This is a genomic window from Mesorhizobium sp. M2A.F.Ca.ET.067.02.1.1 (assembly GCF_004023285.1).
In the GTDB taxonomy this organism is placed as follows: domain Bacteria; phylum Pseudomonadota; class Alphaproteobacteria; order Rhizobiales; family Rhizobiaceae; genus Mesorhizobium.
The window spans coordinates 1-5,896 of the sequence record NZ_RZSB01000366.1; the positions used below are offsets into that span (position 1 = coordinate 1).

Annotated in this window: 3 protein-coding genes and 2 pseudogenes; 4 read left to right on the forward strand and 1 reads right to left on the reverse strand. The window is 65.4% G+C overall.

The genetic code is table 11. The features are described 5' to 3' along the window. Positions 1-469, forward strand: a pseudogene (locus EOA28_RS22245) (phosphoserine aminotransferase); the annotation flags it as partial. Between the two features lie 66 nt (positions 470-535). Then, a complete protein-coding gene (gene serA / locus EOA28_RS22250) occupies positions 536-2,137 on the forward strand; it encodes a phosphoglycerate dehydrogenase (protein WP_127253145.1) in 1,602 nt (533 codons plus the stop codon). A 93-nt stretch (positions 2,138-2,230) separates the two neighbouring features. Here the strand turns inward: serA and EOA28_RS22255 are convergent, their stop codons facing one another. Further along, positions 2,231-3,130 (reverse strand): DMT family transporter, encoded by a 900-nt coding sequence (locus tag EOA28_RS22255; RefSeq protein ID WP_127253147.1) that lies wholly within the window; start codon positions 3,128-3,130, stop codon positions 2,231-2,233. Between the two features lie 295 nt (positions 3,131-3,425). On the opposite strand from EOA28_RS22255, the gene EOA28_RS22260 reads away from it, so the two are divergent. Both EOA28_RS22260 and EOA28_RS22265 read left to right on the forward strand, forming a co-directional pair. Further along, positions 3,426-4,724: an adenylosuccinate synthase gene (locus EOA28_RS22260; protein WP_128315271.1), complete on the forward strand. Its 1,299-nt coding sequence runs from the start codon at positions 3,426-3,428 to the stop codon at positions 4,722-4,724. A 69-nt stretch (positions 4,725-4,793) separates the two neighbouring features. After that, positions 4,794-5,896: pseudogene (locus tag EOA28_RS22265) on the forward strand (hypothetical protein); the annotation flags it as partial.

A 5,896-nucleotide genomic window follows, 5' to 3' on the forward strand; every position in this document is an offset into this window, starting at 1 on the left:
GATCGAGGGCATCTTCAAGGGCGAGACTATCAACACGCCGTCGATGCTGTGCGTCGAGGATTATCTCGATGCGCTGCACTGGGCGAAGTCGATCGGCGGTCTGGAAGCGCTCATTGCCCGCGCCGACGCCAATGCCGCGGTGCTCGACCGGTTCGTTGGCAAGTCGTCGTGGCTCGGCCATCTGGCCGTCGACCCGGCAACGCGCTCAAACACATCCGTGTGCCTGTCCTTCACCGATCCGGATATCGCGGCGCTCGATGCCGACGGTCAGGCGGCTTTCGCCAAGGGCCTCGTCTCGGCGCTCGACAAGGAAGGTGTCGCCTACGACATCGGCTCCTATCGCGACGCGCCGCCCGGGCTGCGCATCTGGTGTGGCGCCACCGTCGAGACCGCCGATCTCGAAGCGCTGCTGCCCTGGCTCGACTGGGCCTTCGCCGCGCAGAAGGCGTCGCTCAAGGCGGCGGCCTGAAATCCGTGGCGGCCTGCGGGCCGCCACCATTTCCCGACACATCCAATCCCCTTCAAGGAGGCCGTGATGGCGCCCCGCGTTCTCGTTTCGGATAAACTTTCAACCACCGCCGTGCAGATCTTCAAGGATCGCGGCATCGAGGTCGACTACCTGCCCGACCTCGGCAAGGACAAGGAAAAGCTGCTCGAGGTGATCGACCAGTATGACGGCCTCGCCATCCGCTCGGCGACCAAGGTCACCGAGAAGCTGATCAATGCGGCAACCAGGCTCAAGGTCGTGGGCCGCGCCGGCATCGGCGTCGACAATGTCGATATCCCGGCCGCCAGCCGCAAGGGCATCATCGTGATGAACACGCCCTTCGGCAATTCGATCACCACGGCCGAGCATGCGGTGGCGATGATCTTCGCGCTGGCGCGGCAGATCCCGGAAGCCAATGCCTCGACCCATGCCGGAAAATGGGAAAAGAACCGCTTCATGGGCGTCGAGATCACCAGCAAGACGCTGGGCGTGATCGGGTGCGGCAATATCGGCTCGATCGTCGCCACGCGCGGCGTCGGATTGAAGATGCATGTGATCGCCTTCGACCCGTTCCTGTCGGACAGCCGCGCCGAGGAGCTCGGCGTCCAGAAGGTCGAGCTCGACGAGCTCTTCGCCCGCGCCGACTTCATCACGCTGCACACGCCGCTGACCGAGAAGACGCGCAACATCATCGACGCGGCCGCGATCGCCAAGATGAAGGACGGCGTGCGCATCATCAATTGCGCGCGAGGCGGCCTGGTCGTCGAGGCCGATCTGATCGCGGCGCTGAAGAGCGGCAAGGTGGCGGGCGCGGGCATCGACGTATTCGAGGTCGAGCCGGCGGAGAACAACCCGCTGTTCGGCATGGAGAATGTCGTGGCGACACCGCATCTCGGCGCCTCGACCACCGAGGCTCAGGAGAATGTCGCGCTGCAGGTCGCCGAGCAGATGAGCGACTATCTCATCAATGGCGCCGTCTCCAACGCCATCAACATGCCTTCGATCACCGCGGAGGAGGCGCCGCGGCTGAAACCGTTCGTCAAGCTTGCCGAGGTGCTCGGCGCCTTCGTCGGCCAGGTCACCGAGGATCCGATCAAGGAGGTCGAGATCCTGTTCGATGGCTCGACCGCGACGATGAACACCCGCGCGCTGGTGAGCGCCGCCCTTGCCGGCCTGATCCGGCCGCAGGTCTCCGACGTCAACATGGTGTCGGCGCCGATCATGGTGAAGGAGCGCGGCATCATCGTCGCCGAGGTCAAGCGCGACAAGTCGGGCGTGTTCGACGGCTATATCAAGCTGACGGTCAAGACCGAGCACATGACGCGCTCGATCGCCGGCACCTGCTTCTCCGACGGCAAGCCGCGCTTCATCCAGATCAAGGGCATCAATCTCGACGCCGAAGTCGGCCAGCACATGCTCTACACGACCAATGCCGATGCGCCCGGCATCATCGGCCTGCTCGGCACGGTGTGCGGCGAGAACGGCGTCAACATCGCCAATTTCCAGCTCGGCCGCAACCGGCCGGGCGGCGATGCCATCGCGCTGCTTTATCTCGACGCGCCGTTCCCGGAAAAGGTGCTGGAGCAGGTGCGCGCGCACAAGTCGATCGACTCGGCCAAGCGGCTGCGCTTCGACGTCGGCGCCGAGTGAACGTTGAAAATGAAGACGCCCCGCCTGCATCGTCAGGCGAGGCGTTGATAGTACAGCCATCGCCAACGGCTGCTTGACGCGTGGCGGGAGATATCATCCCGCCTGCAGTGCCGCTCTGCTGCCGCTGTATTCGGCAAGGGCAATGCCGCCGAGGACAAGAGCCAGCGCGAAGGCCTGATAGGGCTGAAACTGCTCGCCGACGATCAGCACCGAAAGCAGCGTGCCGAAGATCGGCACCAGGTTGATGAACAGCCCGGCGCGGTTGGCGCCGATCAGCTCGTTGCCCTTGATGTAGAGAACCTGCGAGACGACCGAGGCGCCGAGGGCCGTATAGAGGGTGAGCGCCCATCCGCTTGCGTCCGGCATGACGGCGCGGCCGGCCGCGACCTCCCAGATGACGAAGGGCAGGGAAATCAGCAGCGCGGCGATCGACAGCGCCAGCATGAAACTCTGCCAGCGGATTGCGGGCCTGAGGCGCAGCCCCACCGAATAGAGGCTGTAGCAAAGCACCGCCACAAGCATGATGGCGTCGCCGAAGTTGAGGTCGAGCTTCAAGAGCTGGCCGAGGTCGCCATGGCTTGCGGTCAGCGCGACGCCGACGATGGTGAGCACGACGCCGACGATCTGCAGAGGCCGCACGCGCAGCCGGAAGAACATGAAATTGGCAAGGATGATGACGATCGGGATGGCGGCCTGCTCGATCGAGACGTTGATGGCGGTCGTGTAGTTGAGCGCGGTGTAGAAGATGACGTTGAAGATGGTGAAGCCGCACGCGCCGAGGCCGGCAAGCAGTTTCCAGTGGCTGCGCACTTCGGGCCAGTCCTCGCGCAGTGTCCGCCAGCCGACGGGCAGCAGGATCAGCACCGCCATGACCCAGCGCAGGAACACCAGCGTCATCGGCGAAACATGGCCCACGGCAAGCTTGCCCGCGACCGAATTGCCGCCCCACAACAGCATGGTCGACAGCAGGAACAGATAGGCGGCTCGGTGCATGAGGGATCGGCCTGCAGGGATGTTCGCGGGTTCAGGCCGGCCTAGAGTGGCGGCGGCGGCAAGTAAATGATGCGAAAGCTGGAATTTGTTATGCCTGATCGGGACGAGGCCTCGCCGGCATCGTCATGCCGATCCAACTCCTGGAGCACGATCGGGTTCCGAAAGTCGGCTCCCGCTTTTCAAATCATGTTCCGGGAAGGTTTCAGCGGCAAAGAAAGGGTCGCGCCGGCTGGCGCTTGACGCTATAGAGGCTGTCGTTTCAGGCCGCCCGCGCGGCATTTCAAGGGAAAAGAACATGGCCAATGTGGTGGTCGTCGGCTCGCAGTGGGGCGACGAAGGCAAGGGCAAGATCGTCGACTGGCTGTCGGAACGGGCCGACGTGGTCGTGCGCTTCCAGGGCGGCCACAATGCCGGCCATACGTTGGTCGTCGACGGCAAGGTCTACAAGCTGTCGCTGCTGCCCTCCGGCGTGGTCAGGCAAGGCAAGCTCTCGATCATCGGTAATGGCGTGGTGTTCGATCCGCATGCTTTCGTGGCCGAAGCGAAGAAGCTCAAGGACCAGGGCGTGGAGGTCACGCCGGAGCGCCTGAAAATAGCCGAAAACACCGCGCTTATCCTGTCGCTGCACCGGGAGCTGGATGGATTCCGCGAAGATGCCGCCTCGAATTCCGGGACCAAGATCGGCACGACCCGCCGCGGCATCGGTCCCGCCTATGAGGACAAGGTGGGCCGGCGCGCGGTGCGGGTGATGGATTTGGCGGATTTGGAAACGCTTCCTTTGAAGGTCGACAGGCTGCTGACGCACCACAATGCTCTGCGTCGCGGGCTCGGCCATCCGGAGGCGACGCATGAGGCGATCATGCAGGAGCTGACCTCGGTGGCCGGCGAGATCCTGCCTTACATGGACCGTGTCTGGAAAGTGCTCGACGACAAACGCCGCGCCGGCGAGCGCATCCTGTTCGAGGGCGCGCAGGGCACGCTGCTCGACATCGACCACGGCACCTATCCCTTCGTCACCTCGTCCAACACGGTCGCGGGGCAGGCAGCCGCCGGTTCCGGCGTCGGTCCCGGCGTCATCGGCTATGTGCTCGGCATCACCAAGGCTTACACGACGCGCGTCGGCGAGGGGCCGTTCCCGACCGAGCAGAAGAACGAGATCGGCGAGTTTCTCGGCACGCGCGGCCACGAGTTCGGCGTCGTCACCGGCCGCAAGCGCCGCTGCGGCTGGTTCGACGCCGTGCTGGTGCGCCAGGCCGTGGCCGTCAACGGCATCAAGGGCATCGCTCTCACCAAGCTCGACGTGCTCGACGGGCTGGACGAGATCAAGGTCTGCACGGGCTATCGCCTCGACGGCGAGACGATCGATTACCTGCCGGCCAGCCAGGGCGCGCAAGCGCGGGTCGAGCCCATCTACGAGACGCTCGAAGGCTGGAAGGGAACCACCGCCGGCGCCAGGAGCTGGAACGATTTGCCGGCGCAAGCCGTCAAATATGTCCGCTATATCGAGGAGCTGATCGGCTCCCCGGTGGCGCTGCTTTCCACCAGCCCCGAACGGGACGACACGATACTTGTGACCGACCCGTTTCAAGACTAGTTTCACAGCCCTTCCCGGCGCTATGGCTGATTTGCGGCCGGCGGGAGAAGAATGCAGGTCACCTGACGCATGGCAGATTTCATCGCCGTTCTGAAAAAGACGATCGACAATCTCAGCGAGAACACGCCGGAGATGCGGTCGAAGGTCTATGACAAGGCGCGGGCGACAATCGCCAAGAAGCTTGCCGATCGCGTTCCGCCATTGGCGCCTTCGGTCGTCGATCAGCAGAAGCGCACGCTTGAGGACGCCATCTCCAGCGTCGAGCGCAGTTATGCCAAAAGCGTTCCCGCCGCCGATCCGCTGGCGGAGTTGGAGCATATCTTCTCCTCCATCGACCGCAACAGGAACCAGCCGACCCACTCCCGCCAGCCGGCGCCGCCCGCGGCTGTGCCGGCGCCGGCTAAGCCGGACCCGTTCAAATCAGAACCCCTCAAGCCGACACCGGCGCCCGCCAGGGCCGAACCGTCCTGGCAAAGCGCGCCGAAGGCGGAGCCGGCGCCGCAAAACCCCGTGAAGACCGAGCCGGCCTGGCAAAGCACGGCAAGGACGGAGCCGAGTTGGCAGGCCGCGCCAGAGGCGGAGCCTGCCTGGCAGAAGGCGCCACCACCGCCGATGCCGTCGCCGCGCGAGGACGATGTCGGCCTGGCGGGCATGGATGCCGCCGACGCCGAGGACGGCAGCGATGTCTTTGCCAATGACGAGCAGCCGGCGGCCGATACTTTCCAACGGCTGCGGCCTCAGCAGCCGCAGCGCAGGCGCGGCTATGGCGGCCTGATCGCTGCCGTCATCGCGCTTTTGGTGCTGGCCGGCGGCGGCTACGGCATATGGCTGAACAAGACTGCGTTCGGCTCCCTCTTTGGCCTTGGCGGCAGCGGCAACAAGACGGTCTCGACCGAGCCGCTGGTCAAGCCTGCTCCGGCCAAGCCTGCGACCGAGACGGCGGCCGCGCCGAGCCCAGCTCCGGCCGCTACAGGCGAGCCCGCCGACACGACCAAGTTCACGCAGCGCCTGACGCCCGAGGGCAAGGAGACCGATCCCGGTCCGGCTGGCGGACAGGCCACGATCGGCGAAGGCGAATCCGTCGCGGCGCTGACCTCGCGGCCGCCGCCCGCCCCGGCAACGGCGCCTGCGCCGACCGGTGCCGCGCCTGCGCCCGCCACGCAAACGCCTCC